General features: G+C 72.7%; 13 protein-coding genes. 5 read left to right on the forward strand and 8 right to left on the reverse strand.

The window, feature by feature from the left end:
- Positions 1–30 precede the first annotated feature (30 nt).
- The 3 genes from GA0070619_RS22905 to GA0070619_RS22915 all read right to left on the reverse strand — a co-directional run bounded on the left by GA0070619_RS22905 (position 31) and on the right by GA0070619_RS22915 (position 2,661).
- Entirely contained in the window at positions 31–1,437 is a 1,407-nt protein-coding gene (locus GA0070619_RS22905) for a carbohydrate-binding protein (RefSeq protein ID WP_088951989.1), read from the reverse strand.
- Positions 1,438–1,508: 71 nt separating this feature from the next.
- Entirely contained in the window at positions 1,509–2,264 is a 756-nt protein-coding gene (locus tag GA0070619_RS22910) for a YidC/Oxa1 family membrane protein insertase (protein WP_088949959.1), read from the reverse strand.
- Positions 2,265–2,367: 103 nt separating this feature from the next.
- On the reverse strand, positions 2,368–2,661 hold the full coding sequence (locus GA0070619_RS22915; protein WP_231927131.1) for a DUF6412 domain-containing protein: 294 nt from the start codon (positions 2,659–2,661) through the stop codon (positions 2,368–2,370).
- A gap of 173 nt (positions 2,662–2,834) precedes the next feature.
- Here GA0070619_RS22915 and GA0070619_RS22920 point away from each other — a divergent pair, with 173 nt between their 5' ends.
- The 3 genes from GA0070619_RS22920 to GA0070619_RS22930 are packed head-to-tail and all read left to right on the forward strand — an operon-like array spanning position 2,835 to position 6,422.
- Positions 2,835–3,971 (forward strand): carboxylate-amine ligase, encoded by a 1,137-nt coding sequence (locus tag GA0070619_RS22920; RefSeq protein WP_172862100.1) that lies wholly within the window; start codon positions 2,835–2,837, stop codon positions 3,969–3,971.
- A 24-nt stretch (positions 3,972–3,995) separates the two neighbouring features.
- Positions 3,996–5,375, forward strand: a complete 1,380-nt coding sequence (locus GA0070619_RS22925; RefSeq protein ID WP_088949961.1) for an FAD-dependent oxidoreductase — start codon at positions 3,996–3,998, stop codon at positions 5,373–5,375.
- 27 nt (positions 5,376–5,402) lie between these two features.
- On the forward strand, positions 5,403–6,422 hold the full coding sequence (locus GA0070619_RS22930; protein ID WP_370453044.1) for a LacI family DNA-binding transcriptional regulator: 1,020 nt from the start codon (positions 5,403–5,405) through the stop codon (positions 6,420–6,422).
- 113 nt (positions 6,423–6,535) lie between these two features.
- Here the strand turns inward: GA0070619_RS22930 and GA0070619_RS22935 are convergent, their stop codons facing one another.
- The 4 genes from GA0070619_RS22935 to GA0070619_RS22950 form a co-directional block, all read right to left on the reverse strand.
- Positions 6,536–7,489, reverse strand: a complete 954-nt coding sequence (locus GA0070619_RS22935; RefSeq protein WP_088949963.1) for a carbohydrate kinase family protein — start codon at positions 7,487–7,489, stop codon at positions 6,536–6,538.
- A complete protein-coding gene (locus GA0070619_RS22940) occupies positions 7,486–8,751 on the reverse strand; it encodes an AGE family epimerase/isomerase (RefSeq protein ID WP_088949964.1) in 1,266 nt (421 codons plus the stop codon). The genes GA0070619_RS22935 and GA0070619_RS22940 overlap by 4 nt, the downstream gene beginning before the upstream one ends.
- Positions 8,752–8,986: 235 nt before the next feature.
- Positions 8,987–9,412, reverse strand: coding sequence for a nucleoside deaminase (locus GA0070619_RS22945; protein WP_088949965.1), 426 nt, complete (start codon positions 9,410–9,412; stop codon positions 8,987–8,989).
- Positions 9,409–10,260, reverse strand: a complete 852-nt coding sequence (locus GA0070619_RS22950) for a TIGR03619 family F420-dependent LLM class oxidoreductase (RefSeq protein WP_088949966.1) — start codon at positions 10,258–10,260, stop codon at positions 9,409–9,411. The genes GA0070619_RS22945 and GA0070619_RS22950 overlap by 4 nt, the downstream gene beginning before the upstream one ends.
- A 76-nt stretch (positions 10,261–10,336) precedes the next feature.
- Between GA0070619_RS22950 and GA0070619_RS22955 the strand changes: the two genes are divergently transcribed.
- The gene (locus GA0070619_RS22955) at positions 10,337–11,203 is read left to right on the forward strand and encodes an aminoglycoside phosphotransferase family protein (protein ID WP_088949967.1); all 867 of its coding nucleotides are present in this window, start codon (positions 10,337–10,339) and stop codon (positions 11,201–11,203) included.
- Between the two features lie 61 nt (positions 11,204–11,264).
- On the opposite strand, the gene GA0070619_RS22960 is transcribed toward GA0070619_RS22955, so the two are convergent.
- Positions 11,265–12,074: an Fpg/Nei family DNA glycosylase gene (locus tag GA0070619_RS22960; RefSeq protein WP_088949968.1), complete on the reverse strand. Its 810-nt coding sequence runs from the start codon at positions 12,072–12,074 to the stop codon at positions 11,265–11,267.
- A gap of 164 nt (positions 12,075–12,238) precedes the next feature.
- Between GA0070619_RS22960 and GA0070619_RS22965 the strand changes: the two genes are divergently transcribed.
- Entirely contained in the window at positions 12,239–13,123 is an 885-nt protein-coding gene (locus GA0070619_RS22965; RefSeq protein WP_231927132.1) for a sulfite exporter TauE/SafE family protein, read from the forward strand.
- Positions 13,124–13,333 lie beyond the last annotated feature (210 nt).

Below are 13,333 nucleotides of genomic sequence, written 5' to 3' on the forward strand. Positions count from 1 at the left end.
GGCGCGACGGGAGGCCGCAGAGCTTCCGCGTCAGCGGCGGAAGGTGAACCAGTTGACGTTGACGAAGTCGTTCGGCTGGCCGCTGGTGAAGGTGAGATAGACGGTGTGCCGGCCCGTCACCCCGCCGACGTTGCCGGGCACTGAGCGCCAGCTCTGCCAGCCGCCGGTGTTGCCGACCGCGAAGCTGCCGATGGGAGTCGCGGTTGGACTGCCCAGCCGCACCTCCACCAGACCGCTCACCCCGCCCGCCGCGCCGGACGCGACCCGGGCCACGAAGTCGCGAGGCCCGCTGGAGCCGAACTCGACGCCGTCGTAGCGCGCCCAGTCGCCGTTACGCAGCGCCGCGATGTTCTGTCCGCCCTCGGCGCACGCCTCGACGGCCACCCCGTTCTGGGCGTTGAACGACTCGGCCTGGAGCTGCCCGTACGCGTCCCTCGTCCCGCTCGGCGGCGGGGTGGTCGGCGGCGGGGTGGTCTCGCCACCCCGGCGGTACACGGCCACGTAGTCGACCAGCATCGGACGACCCGGGACGGTTGCCGCGGTCGGTGTGCCGCTGCCGGCCACCCCGTTCGGGAAGGCACCACCCATCGCCACGTTGAGCAGCAGGAAGTAGCCGGCGTGCGAGGTCATCTGCGACCAGGCGGACGCACCGACCTGACTCTCCGAGACAGTGTGGTAGAGCTGCCCGTCGACGTACCAGCGCAGTTGTTGGGGGCTGCTCGAGGCGTCCCACTCGAACCGGTACGTGTGGAACGCCGACTGGCAGCTGGCGCCCGGGCAGGCCCGGGACGCGCCGAGGCCGTTCGACTCGTTGCACGGCCCGCCCGGTGCGACGCCGCAGTGCAGCACACCCCAGACGGAGTTGATGCCGTTGACGTTCTCCATCACGTCGAACTCGCCGATGCCCGGCCAGTTCTGGTAGTTGCCCCGGTAGGGCGCGCCCAGCGCCCAGAACGCCGGCCAGTAGCCGGCCGCCGCCGCACCGGTGACGTTCGGCATCTGGATCCGACCCTCGATCGCCAGCACGCCGCCGGCCGGGGCCTTGAAGTCGCTGCGCACGGTCTCGATCCGGGCGGAGGTCCAGCCTCCCCCACCGTCGCGCAGCGGTGTGATCCGCAGGTTGCCGCCGCCGTCATGGCTGACGTTGGCGGTGCTGGCGGTGTAGTTCTGGATCTCGCCGGTGCCCCAGTTGGCCGGGCCGCCCGGATAGTTGTGCCCCGTGTCGATGATCCAGTTGGCGGCCGACGGCAGGGTGCCGGCCGCGCCGGTGAAGTCGTCGCTCCAGACCGTGCTCCAACCGGCGGGTGGCGATGGCACGGCGGCCTGCGCGGTCATGGTGACACCGGCCAGTGCGGTGGTGGTTGCGACGAGCAGGACGGACGCCAGCAGGCGGCGTCGGACGGGTGGGGTGGCGGTGGCCGCCAGGGGAGGTGGCATGGACATGCCTCTCTGCGGGGACGGATCGAGAGAGCGCTCTCTCAGAGTTGTACGTCCCGTCCACACAGTTGTCAACGTCGATCTGTTTCGGCGGACGCCGGAGGTGCCTGCGGTCTGCGCAGCACCGCCTGCTCGGCCGCCGACCACACACTCGTGGTGACCAGGTAGATCACCGCGGCGAGCGGCAGCACCAGCGCCACCAGCACCGTCGTGAACGGCAGCAGGGGCAGCAGCCGCCCGAGCACGGCCGCCCCGGGCCCCTCGGTGGGCGTACCGGCCACCGTGCCGACCGCCGCCGACGCCCGCCGCGCCCGCCGCGACGACCACCACGCGACCACCAGCAGCACCGCCAGCAGGACGGCGAAGAGCGGGCCGGCCGCCCCGCCCAACCCGTCGCTGAGATGGTGACCCAGCGGCACCCCGGCGAGCCGCTCGTCGAGCAGCCCGGTGCCACCCTCGCTCGTGGTGAACAGCCGGTACAGGACCAGCAGGAAGGGAGCCTGGAGCAGCAACGGCAGGCAGCCGGCGATCGGGTTCGCCCCAGCCTCCCGGTACAACGCGAACACCTCGCGCTGAAGCGCCGCCGGGTCGTCCGCGTACCGTCGCTGTAGGTCACGCACCTGTGGGGCGAGCGCCGCGCGGCGCCGCTCGCCGCGGACCTGCGCGACGGTGAGCGGCGAGATCAGCAGTCGGACGGCGACGGTGAAGAGCACGATGGCGGCGGCGGTCGCCATCCCGCCGGCCAGTGGTTCGAGCAGGTCGGTGAGCCAGGACAGTGCCGTGCCGGCAGCGCCGACGACGTCGTGCAGTGGTGCGAAGGCAAGCATGGAAAACCCCTCGGTCCGATTCCGGTGGGGCCCTCCCCCGGGGCGGTGTCCGCTCGACAGGGGGGACCGGTGACGGCGGGATCGGCCGCGCGGCGGCGTGGCGCTACGCGGCCGAGGGGTGTCCGGGAGCGCGGGGACGAGGTCGGCCGGCGGCGTCCGGGTCGATCTGCCGGGGCACCCGTCGACCACGGGAACGGGCGCGCAACCCGGCCCACCGGGGGCCGGCGCCGGGCGTACCCGCGCGGTCGTGCACCCGAGCCGCCAGCACCACGGCGAGCAGCACCAGGGCGGTCAGCGCGGCGCCCGCGAGCAGGTCGGCCGGCCGGCCCGCGAGCAGGGTGAGCTGGGCGAACGCGTACAGCCACGCGAACCCGACGAAACCCAGCGGCACCGGCACGGGCTCAGCATAGGACCCGGTGTCACGCCGTCCGGGCGAATCGCGACCCCCGGGTGCCGGCACGCCGAGGACGACGCGCCACCGCCACGTTTCCCGGCATCACCACGTTGGGTAACCAGACGACGGACCGACGCGGATGGACCGCGATTCGGCAGAAACGGGCGGTGGTGTCGATGACCGGTCAGGTGGCGGAGGCGCTCAGCGAAGAGGCTGCGGCGACCGGATTGCTCACCGTGGGTGTCGAGGAGGAGTTCCTGCTCGTCGATCCGCACACCGGAGCCGCGGTCCCGGCCGTCGATCTGGTCATGGAACAGGTGCCGGCTGAGCTGCGCGGGCAGGTGGAACGGGAGTTCCAGACCAGTCAGATCGAGATCGGCAGCCCGCCCGGCCTGGAGCTCTCGTCGATCCGGCACTCCCTCGGCGTACTGCGTCGGGCGCTCGCCGAAGCCGCCGAGCGGGCCGGTGTGACCCTGCTCGCCATCGGCACCGGCCCGGTGGACGGCCCGGTGCCGCCGGTGGTGGACAAGCCCCGCTTCGACCGGATGATCGAGCGGTTCCGACTGCTCGTCCCCGGCCCCGGCAACAACGGCATGCACGTGCACGTGGGCGTACCCGACCCGGACACCGGCGTGCAGGTGCTCAACCACGTACGACCGTGGCTGCCGATGCTGCACGCGATCACCACCAACTCCCCGTTCGCCCGCGGCGAGGACACCGGCTACGCCAGCTGGCGATCCGTGGAGTGGGAGCGCTGGCCGTCGGTCGCGCCGACGCCGTTTCTGGAGTCGCACGAGCACTACCAGCGGCTGATCCGCCAGTTGATCTCCAGTGGGGTGATGCTCGACGAGGGGATGCTCTACTGGTACGCCCGGCTGTCGGCGAAGTATCCGACGGTGGAGCTGCGGATCGGCGACGTCTGCCCGTCGGTGGACGACGCGGTGCTGGTCGCCGCGCTGGTCCGGGCCCTGGTGGCCACCGCCATGGCGGATGTCGAGGCCGACCGCCCGGCGTTGCAGACCGACCACCACCTGCTGGTCGGCGCCCACTGGCGAGCGGCCCACGACGGCCTGGAAGGCGAGGCCGTCGACGTCACCACCGGTGAGCTGCGCCCGGCCTGGGAGCTGTTGGACCGGTTCGTCGAGCGGATGCGACCGGCGCTGGAGCAGCATGGCGACTGGGCCGAGGTGACCGATCTGCTGGGTGGGCTGCGCCGGCACGGCACCGGGGCCGCGCGGCAACGCGCGGTGTACGAGCGCACCGGACGACTCACCGACGTGGTGCAGGACGTCGCACGGCAGACCCGTGGCTGAACACCGTCGTGACAGGATGAGCCTGTGGCGCAACGCCTGATTGTCATCGGCGGGGACGCCGCCGGAATGTCGGCGGCGTCCCAGGCCCGACGCCGCCGCGACCGCGACGACCTGGAGATCGTGGTCTTCGAGCGGGGCCACTTCACCTCCTACTCGGCGTGCGGCATCCCGTACTGGATCAGTGGCCTGGTGCCGGGCCCGGACGCGTTGATCGCCCGGGACCCGCAGACGTTCCGCACCGAGTACGCGATGGACGTCCGGATGCGCCACGAGGTCACGAGCATCGACCTGGAACGCCGCGAGGTGGTGGCCCGGGATCTGGAGGGCGGCGGAGAGGTCCGCGAGCGCTTCGACGACCTGATGTACGCCACCGGTGCGGTGCCGGTCAAGCCGCCGTGGGCGGCCACTGACGCGGGTGGCGTGTTCGGCATGCAGACCCTCGACGACGGGGCGGCGCTGCGCGAGTGGTTGGACGCCGAGCCGAAGCCGCGCCGGGCCGTGGTGGTCGGCGGCGGCTACATCGGCGTCGAGATCGCCGAGGCGCTGATCCAGCGCGGCCTCTCGGTGACCCTTGTCGAGGCGGGCGACCAGCCGATGGCGACGGTGGACGCCGACATGGGCGAGTTGGTGGCGGAGGCCATGCGCGGCCTCGGCATCACGATCCGGACCGGCCTGCCGGTGACCGGCCTGGAGCAGCGGGACGGCCGGGTGTCCGCGGTGGTCACGGCCGAGGGGCCGATGCCGACCGACGTCGTGGTCCTGGGCCTCGGCGTACGCCCCAACGCCGCGCTCGCCGAGGCTGCCGGGCTGCCGATCGGGCCGACCGGTGGGGTCCGGGTGGACCGCCGGATGCGCGTGCCGGGGCTGCCCGGGATCTGGGCTGCCGGTGACTGCGTGGAGACCCTGCACCGGGTCAGCGGAATGCCGGTGCACGTGCCGCTGGGCACGCACGCCAACAAGCAGGGCCGGGTTGCGGGGATCAACATCGGTGGCGGGTACGCCACGTTCGCCGGCGTGATCGGCACGGCGGTGACCAAGGTCTGTGACCTGGAGGTGGGTCGGACGGGCCTGCGCGAGGGCGAGGCCAGGACGGCCGGCTTCGACTTCGTCTCGGTGATAGCCGAGTCGACCAACCGGGCCGGCTACTACCCCGGTTCCCGGCCGATGACGGTGAAGCTGCTCGCCGAGCGTCCCAGCGGCCGGTTGCTCGGCGCGCAGATCGTCGGCTGGTCCGAGGCGGCCAAACGGATCGACACGCTGGCCGTGGCACTCTGGAACGGCATGACGGTGGACGATATGACGTCACTGGACCTGGGCTACGCTCCGCCGTACGCGCCGGTGTGGGACCCGGTGCTCATCGCCGCCCGAAAAGCGGTCGATGCGCTCGCCGCGCTCGCCCGCTGACCCGCGTCCGCCGTGGAGGACCACCCCGTGACCCAGACCCCGACCCGGCCGACAGCGCGTCGACGCCCCACGATGGTCGACGTGGCCCGGCGCGCCGACGTCAGCCTGAAGACGGTCTCCCGGGTGGTCAACGACGAGCCGGTGGGGCAGGAACTGGTCAACCGGGTGCTGGCCGCCATCGCCGAGCTGGGCTTCCGGCGCAACGACATCGCCCGCAACCTGCGCTCCCGGCAGCTCAACGCCACCGTCGGGTTGCTCATCGAGGAGATCGCAAACCCGTTCTACGCGACAATCGCCAGCGTCGCCGCCGAGATCGCCGCCGCCCACGGCACCATGTTGATCACCGCCTCGTCGGAGGAGGACCCGGAGCGGGAACGCGCTCTGCTCCAGGACTTCACCCAGCGCCGGGTCGACGGGCTGCTGGTGGTGCCGGCGGGCCTCGACCACTCGTTCCTGCGTCGTGAGGTCGAGCTGGGGATGCCGGTGGTGTTCCTGGACCGGCCGCCGCAGGGGCTGCACGCCGACGCCGTGCTGTTGGACAACCGGGGCGGCAGCCATGCCGGGGTGGGCGCGCTGCTCGACGCGGGGCATCGCCGGGTGGGCCTCCTGCTGGGCGCGCCGAGCGTGCCGACGATGCGCGAGCGGCTGGTCGGGGCGCGCGCGGCGCTGGAGGCGGCCGGGGTCGAGCCGGACGAGTCGCTGGTCCGCGAGAGGCTCATCGCTCCCGAGGAGGCCGGCCGGGCGGTCGCCGCGCTGCTCGACCTGGCGGACCCGCCCACCGCGTTCTTCTGCGCCAACAACCGGCTCACCGTCGGCGCGCTCCAGGAGCTGCACCGGCGGGGCAGTGACGCCGCGCTGGTCGGTTTCGACGACTTCGAACTGGCGCACCTGATGCCCCGGCCGCTGACCGTCGTCGGGTATGACACCCGGGAGCTGGCGAGGGTAGCCACCGAGCGACTGTTCCAGCGCATAGCCGGCGACGACTCCGCACCGACGACCACAGTGCTCCCCACGAGGCTCCTACCCCGCGGCCTGACCCGCCCCTGACCCGCTCCCTGGCCCCCTCCTCGGGGTCGATCATGGAGTTGTGGTGCCGGACGTATGCCGCGAAGTGCGCTCAAACGCCCACCACAAGCCCATGATCGACCGGCAGAGAGGGTTTAGGTCGCGGCCGTCAGCAGGGCGTTGACCTCGGCGCGGCTGGGCGGGTCTGCGCCTCGGCGTCCGCAGGTCAGCGCGGCGACCGTGGCAGCCTGCCGGAGCACCGCAGCCCACTGCGGCGCGGTCACCGCGGTGAGCCGGTCGGCCGGCCGGTCGCCGAGTGCATCGAGGTCGGCCAGCGCGGCGAGCAGACCGCCGGTGAACGAGTCGCCGGCGCCTACCGTGTCGACCACCGTGGTGCGTACCGCCGGTTGTTCGTGCAGCGTGCCGTCCGGGGCGAGCAGCCAGGCGCCCTCACCGCCCCGGGTCACGACCGCACAGCACACCCCGGCCGCATGCCACTCCGCCATCACGTCGGCCACCGACCGGTCCGGGTAGAGCCAGGCCAGGTCCTCGTCGCTGGCCTTGACCAGGTGCGCGAGGGGCACCTGCCGGCGTACCCGCTCCTGCTCGGCGGCCCGGTCCGTGACGATGCTCGGACGCAGGTTGAGGTCGATCGAGAGGGTGAGCGCGTCCCGGTGACGTTCGGAGGCGAGCAGGTCCTCCAGCACCTGCGCCCCGGGGGCCAGCGCGAGCGCGAGCGACCCGGTGTGCAGGGCGGTCGCCGGGGAACCGGTCAGCTCGGGCAGCTCCTGCGGCGTCCACTGCCAGTCCGCCGCGCCAGCGAGCCGGAACTCGTAACTGGCCTGCCCGCTGGCGTCCAACGTGGCCACCGCCACCGACGTGGGCTCCTCGGCGCGGACCGCCCACCCCAGGTCCACCCGGTTGGCCCGCAGGTGCTCGGCGACCTGCTGGCCGTACTCGTCGGTGCCGAGCCGGGCCAGCAGTCGTACCGGCTGGTCGAGGCGCGCCAGGGTGACCGCCACGTTCGCCGGGGAGCCCCCCGGCACGGCCCGCTGGCCGTCGGCGGTGACCACCAGGTCGATCAGTGCCTCACCCGCGACCACGATCACGCGGGCACCTCGCCCGGTGCGAGCGGGCCGGCGCCGCCGAGCCCGTCGGGCGCGCGGGACAGCAGCACCGCCTGATACGCGTGGTAGACGTCCGGCCGGCCGTGCCAGACCGTGTCGGAGGGCAGGTTCTGTGGATCCAGTTCGTGCCGCCACCCGGTGCCGTCGATCAGGGTGCGCTGGGCGTACGCCCAGAAGACCCGGTACCAGTCGGCGTAGACCGCGTCCCCGGTGCGCCGGTGCAGGGTGATGGCCGCGCCGACCGCCTCGGCGAGGACCCAGTGCATCCGGGAGCGGACCACCGGTTGGTCATCCCAGTCGATCGTGTAGACGAAGCCGTCGGCGCCGTCGACCGCCCAGCCCCGTCGAACGGAGGCGGCGAACAGGGCACGGGCGTCGGCGAGCAGCCACCGAGGAGGCTGCGGAAGGACAGCCTCCAGTTCGAGCAGCAGCCGGGCCCATTCCAGCCAATGGCCGATGGTGGAGCCGTACGGGCGGAACGGGTCCGCGGGCTGGTCCCGGTTGTAGTCGGGCAGCGGCGTCCAGTCGGCGGTGAAGTGCTCGGGCAGCCGCCAGTCGTGCCGGGCGGCCTCGCCGTGCACCAGGTGGGAGGCGATCCGCAGTGCCCGGTCGGCCCAGCTCGCGTCGCCGGTGGCGGCGGTGGCGGCGAGGAACGCCTCGACCATGTGCATGCTGCTGTTGGCGCCGCGGTAGTCCTCGGTGACCGTCCAGTCCCGGTTCCACGATTCGCGGACCGCACCGGCGTCGTCGTCCCAGAACCGGTCCCGCACCACGCTCAGCACGTCGGCGAGCAACCGCTCCGCGCCCGGCCGGCCGGCCCGCGCGGCGCTGGACGCGGCGAGCAGCACGAACGCGTGGTCGTAGCCGGCCTTCCGATCGTCGACGGGTGCCCCCTGCTGGTCCACCGCGCTGAACCAACCGCCGTACCGGTCGTCGCGCAGCAGGGTGCTGAGCGCGGCGATCCCGTGGTCGACGAGAGCGGCGGCGTCCGAGTCGCCGTGGCGGTGGGCGAGGGCGGCCACGTGGGTCATCCGGCAGGTGATCCAGGTGAACACCGGCTCACCGCGGTCTGGGGTGCGGTCGTCGGTGAGCCACCAGAAGCCGCCCTCGGGCCGAACCGACCGGCCGGCCGTGTCGAGCAGTGTGCGGGCCTGATCGGCGAGGAACTCCTCCAGATCGGGCAGGTCGGGTGACCCGGCGGGAGCGGGGGTCTTTGCGGCGTCGGATCGGGGCACGTCGGTCATCTCAGCTGGTCACCGTCGGGTAGGAAAGGGACATACGGCCAGGATCGGCGGGCGGACCGGGTCCGCGCCGGAAAACCGCCAACGGGACGCCCCGAGCTGCGGGTGCGATCGGGAGTGATCATGCGTACGATTCCCCCCTTTTGCCCGTTGACATCGTTGTCACCTGCCAACCCTGCTCCGGTGATCGGTCGACTGTCAATTCCGGTTGCGTCACACCGCTCCGGGCCGGATCTGGTCAGTAATAATCGTCGATCGGCTGGCGCGCCTCGTCGAAGAGCGCCGGCCCCTCGTAACGAACCGGAGGCAGCGGCGGCGTGGCGGGCTTGACCTCCTCGAACTGCTCGCTGGACAGCGCGTACACCACGCGTCCGAGGCCGGAGCGGTCGATGGCGGTCGCGCACATCGGGCAGGGCTGGCAACTGGTGAACATGGTGGTGCCGGCAGCCTTCTCGGCGGGAAGCTCCCGAGCCGCCCAGCGGGCCAGCTTCAACTCCGGATGGGCGGTGATGTCCGCCTCGGAGACCACTGTGTTGTGGTCCTCGATCAGGACGACGCCCTCGGCATCGACCAGCAACGAGCCGAACGGCCGTTCGCCGGAAGCCCCCGCCTGACTGGCGAGTTCCACGGCGCGGCGGAGAAACTTTTCGTCGTCGGGTGTCATCGGCCCTCCTGGGATCTGTGATGTGCGGCCACGGCCGCCAGTGTCCGCCAGGCACGCTCGGGCTGGCGGATCTCGGTCAGATCGCCGTTGAACGGGTCGAGCACCACCGCCTCGGCGCCGAGCAGTCGGATCTGGTCGATGTCGGCGGTGATCTGGTCGATGGTGCCGACACCGGCGAGCCGGTCCGGGGCGGTGACCGGCTCCCGGGTCTCCTGGAGTGCGATGCGCGGCACCAACGCGGGCACCGGGCGGCCCAGGTCAGCGGCGATGGCCTTCAGTCGTGCGGCGGCCTCGGCCAGCCGTCCGGGTGCCACCCGCAGCGGGTGCCACGCATCACCGAGCAGGACCGCGCGGCGCATGCCGGCTTCGCTGTTGCCACCGACCCAGATCGGGATCGCTCCCGAGTCGTAGTCGTCGGTGTTCTGCCAGGCGTCGCGCATGGCCCGCAGGTGGTCGTCGGTCAGCGCGCCGCGCCGCTCGAACGGCACGCCCAGCGCCTCGAACTCCTGCCGGGCCCAGCCGACGCCGACCCCGAGGACGAGCCGGCCGCCACTGAGCCGGTTGAGGTTCGCCGCCATCCGGGCCATGAGCAGCGGGTGCCGGTACGGGACGATGAGCACGGTGGTGCCCAACCGGACCCGGGAGATCACCCCAGCCAGCCAGGACAGCGTGGTGAACGGCTCGTAGAACGGCGCCGGGTACTGCTCGGCCACGTCCGGGGTCACCACGATGTGATCGGAGACCATCAGCAGATCGAAGCCGAGACCCTCGACGGTCTGCGCCCACCGACGCAGCACGTCGGGGTCGGTGCCCGGGGCGAAGTTCGGTACGTTCACGCCGATCTGCACGGCCCTACGCTAGCCACTGTGGACCCGGCATGGGAACAGGCCACCAACGCAGCGGTGGACGGCCCAGGATGGTCGGATGGATCCCCCCGAGGGCCTCGACTGGGTCCGTACGACACCGGCGGGCCGGACCTGGCTCGGCACCCTCCCGACGTGGCTGGCGGAGTGCACCGAGCGGTGGTCGCTGCGACTCGGCCCGCCCTTCCGCTACGCCTACGCATCCCTGGCACTGCCCGCGGACCTGCCCGACGGAACGGCGGCGGTGCTCAAGCTCCAGTACCCGGACGAGGACAGCCGGCACGAGGCCGACGCCCTGGCCCAGTGGAACGGCGACGGGGCGATCCGGCTGCTCGCCCATGATCCGGAACGACGCGCCCTGCTGGTGGAACGCTGCCAGCCCGGCACTCCGCTGCACGAGCTTCCGATGGACCGCGCGCTGGACGCGGTGACCGCCCTGCTGCCCCGGCTGTGGCGACCGGCCGGCACGCCGTTCACCCCGTTGGCCGAGGAGGCCGCCGGCTGGATCGACCGGATGCCTGACAACTGGGAACGGGCCGGCCGGCCGTACGAGCGACGGATGCTGGACACGGCACTCGACCTGCTCACCGGGCTGGCGTCGAGCCAGGGCGAGCAGGTGCTGGTCAACCAGGACCTGCACGCCGGCAACGTGCTCGCCGCTGACCGGGAACCATGGCTGGCGATCGACCCGAAGCCGCTGACCGGCGAGCGGGAGTTCTCGGTCGTGCCGATGGTGCGCGGTCGGGAGTTGGGTCACTCGCCAACGGCCGTCCGGCACCGGCTGGACCGGCTCACCGCCGAGCTGGGGCTGGACCGCGAGCGGGCCCGGGGTTGGACGATCGGACACACGCTGGCCTGGAGCATCGACGGTGCGGTCGTCTTTCCGCACCAGGTCGAGGTGGTCCGCTGGCTGCTCGACGCCGGCTGAGGTCCGGCAGCGCCGCGAGTCGCCCGAAGGGCGGGGCGGTGCATGCGTCGGGGCGGGCGGCTCAGACGGCCTGGCAGGTCCGGCACCAGTACAGGTTGCGGCCGGCCAGCTCGCCGCGGCTGACTTCGGTGCCGCAGACGTGGCAGGGCGCGCCGGGGCGGCGGTAGACGTACACCTCGCCACCGTGCCGGTCCACCCGCGCCGGCCGGCCCATCGCCTCCGGCAGGTGCGCGTCGCGCACGGTGTCGATGCGGCCGTGCTCGACCGCGAGTCGCATCAGCCCGACCAGGTCGACCCAGAGCGCGTCCCAGTTGGCCCGCGTGAGCCCTCGGCCGGGCATCGTCGGCGGCAGGCCGGCCCGGAACAACGCCTCGGTCACGAAGATCAGCCCGGTGCCGGCCACCACCGACTGGTCCAGCAGCAGCGCGGCGAGGGGCGTGGGGCTGCGCGAGATCCGGGCGTACGCCCGCTCCGGGTCGGCGTCGGTGCGCAGCGGGTCCGGTCCGAGGCGGTCCCGCAGTGCGGCCACCTCGGGTGGGGTGATCAGCTCGCAGGCCGTGGGTCCGCGCAGGTCGAGCCAGTGCCGATCGCTGGCGAGTCGCAGCCGCACCTGACCGACCGGCTCCGGCGGCTCCCCCGGGCCGTCGGTGAACTTGCCGTACAGCCCGAGGTGTACGTGCAGGGTCAGCTCACCGGCGTAGTGGTGCAGCAGGTGCTTGCCGTACGCCTCGGTGCTCTCCAGCACCGTCCCGGTGAGCCGGGCGGCGCCGTCGGCGAAGCGGCCCTGCGGGCTCGCGGCATGCAGCTTGTCCCCGGCGAACAGCTCGGCGTGCCGAGCCGCCAGGCGATGGATCGTGTGTCCCTCTGGCACGGGTGCCAAGGATAGCCAGCCGCCGTGCCCAGTCGATCAAGGCCGAGCGTCGAGCCCGTACCCAGGATTGGTGTCAGGAAACGCCCAGGTGGGTATTCGAGGGTCGACACCGCGTGGGTGCCACCCGTTTCGTCGGCCACCACGCATTCATCAGGAGGTGTGTAGTGGTCAGGATTCCTTCGCTGTCCCGCCGGTCCGAGCCGGCACCGACGCGGGACGAGAACCTCGACGGTCGCATCGACGACCGCGACACCCCGGTCGACAGCGGCCGGGACAGCGCAACCCAGACCGACGTGGACCAGCCCGGGGACGGCGAGCGCAGTCGCCCCGTGGTCACCGATCGGGACGCAGACCAGACGACGTACCGCAGCGCCGCCGCAACCGACGACCAGCCCGGCGATCAGGCCGGCAACCAGCCCGGCGAGGCCGAGCGGCGGGCCGCCGAGCGGGCCGCGGTAGCCCGCGCCGCCACCGCCCGACCCGCGGAGAGCACAACTGCCACCGCCCGTCCGGTGGAGACGGAGCCGCGCAGCGGCGCCGCCAGCCCGGTCGTGACCGAGCCCCGGCCCGGCACCGACCCGACCACGGGGCGCACGGCCGACCGGGACGCCGACCTCGACGGCACGCCCCGGCGACCCGACACGACGGACCGGGTCACCACCGACCGCCCGGTCGACCCGACCCCGGACACGACCGCGCCCGAGCCGCCGGTGACGCGGGGCCCGAAGCCGCGGGCCAGCCTGCTCGCCACCCTCGGCCTGATCGTCGCCGTGGCCGGTGCGATGTTCGTGCTGACCGGCACCCTGGCCGGGTACGGCATCGGGCTCGGCGCGTTCGGCGCGGTGCTCTCGGTGCTCGGCCTGATGGCCACCCGCCGCCGGCACGTCGCCGGCAAGACCGACGCGCTCTTCGGCGTGCTGATCGGGCTGGCCGCCGTGGTGATCGGGGTGCTGGCGATGACCGGCCAGTTCGACTGGCCGACCACCGACGGCGACTGGGTGCAGCGCTTCCGTGAGTGGCTTGACTCACAGTTTGTCGATCGTTTCTAGCGGGCACTGTTCCGCTCGCCGGTGATGCACCGGCGAAAAGCCGGCGGTTCGCCGGCAGCCCGAACACTCCGGTGGTTCACCGGCCGGGCGACACCCTTTCAGGGGCGGCGGTTCGCCGCCCCTGAAGTGTTTCCGGGGTCAGGCACGCCTGACACAACGAATCGCTCCCGGCAGTCGCTCAGACGCAACGAATGTTCGGTCCGCGCAACT

It is taken from the genome of Micromonospora zamorensis, assembly GCF_900090275.1.
GTDB classification, from domain to species: Bacteria; Actinomycetota; Actinomycetes; order Mycobacteriales; family Micromonosporaceae; genus Micromonospora; species Micromonospora zamorensis.

What these genes read in the sequence shown, in the direction of transcription:
- GA0070619_RS22905 (WP_088951989.1), bottom strand. Translation starts at nt 1,437, where the DNA reads ATGCCACCTCCCCTGGCGGCCACCGCCACCCCACCCGTCCGACGCCGC.
- GA0070619_RS22910 (WP_088949959.1), bottom strand. Translation starts at nt 2,264, where the DNA reads ATGCTTGCCTTCGCACCACTGCACGACGTCGTCGGCGCTGCCGGCACG.
- GA0070619_RS22920 (WP_172862100.1), top strand. Translation starts at nt 2,835, where the DNA reads ATGACCGGTCAGGTGGCGGAGGCGCTCAGCGAAGAGGCTGCGGCGACC.
- GA0070619_RS22940 (WP_088949964.1), bottom strand. Translation starts at nt 8,751, where the DNA reads ATGACCGACGTGCCCCGATCCGACGCCGCAAAGACCCCCGCTCCCGCC.
- GA0070619_RS22945 (WP_088949965.1), bottom strand. Translation starts at nt 9,412, where the DNA reads ATGACACCCGACGACGAAAAGTTTCTCCGCCGCGCCGTGGAACTCGCC.
- GA0070619_RS22955 (WP_088949967.1), top strand. Translation starts at nt 10,337, where the DNA reads ATGGATCCCCCCGAGGGCCTCGACTGGGTCCGTACGACACCGGCGGGC.